The following is a 521-nucleotide window of genomic DNA, read 5'->3' on the forward strand; positions in this document are numbered from 1 at the left end:
CGCGGGTTGCTCACGCCGGTGTTGGGCACGATGTCCTGCTCGGCACCGGTGTTGGGGTCGACGAAGGCGAAGCGCCCCTGCGGAATGCCGCCGCTGCCGAAGGCCAGGCCGGTGCCCGGAATCGGGAAACGCGACTGCTCGCGGTCGCGGGCGAACACCGGGTCCTGCTTGGTCCAGCTGGCACCTAGGAACAGGCTGTAGCGGTCACCGCTGGTGCCCCAGGCCAGGTCCACGCCCTTCTGCGTGCCATCGCCCTTGCTGTACTCGCCGTAGTTCAACGTGACCTGGCCGCCATCGAACTCGCGGCGGGTGATGATGTTGACCACGCCGGCGATGGCATCGGAGCCGTACAGCGACGATGCGCCGTCCTCCAGCACTTCGATGCGTTCAACGATCGCCAGCGGAATGGTGTTCAGATCGGTAGCCGCGCCCACGCCCGACGCCGAGGACTCGTTGACCCAGCGGATGCCATCGACCAGCACCAGCACGCGCTTGGCACCGAGATGACGCAGGTCGACCTG

General features: G+C 67.4%; 1 protein-coding gene. It reads right to left on the minus strand.

What is annotated here, in order from left to right; all coding sequences use genetic code 11:
- Positions 1 to 521, minus strand: a 521-nt coding sequence (locus C9414_RS21070; RefSeq protein ID WP_181286206.1) for a TonB-dependent receptor plug domain-containing protein, incomplete at both ends; no start/stop codon positions are given.

Origin of the sequence: Bacillus sp. Nf3 (assembly GCF_003028545.1) — a bacterium.
GTDB lineage: Bacteria > Bacillota > Bacilli > Bacillales > Bacillaceae > Bacillus > Bacillus safensis.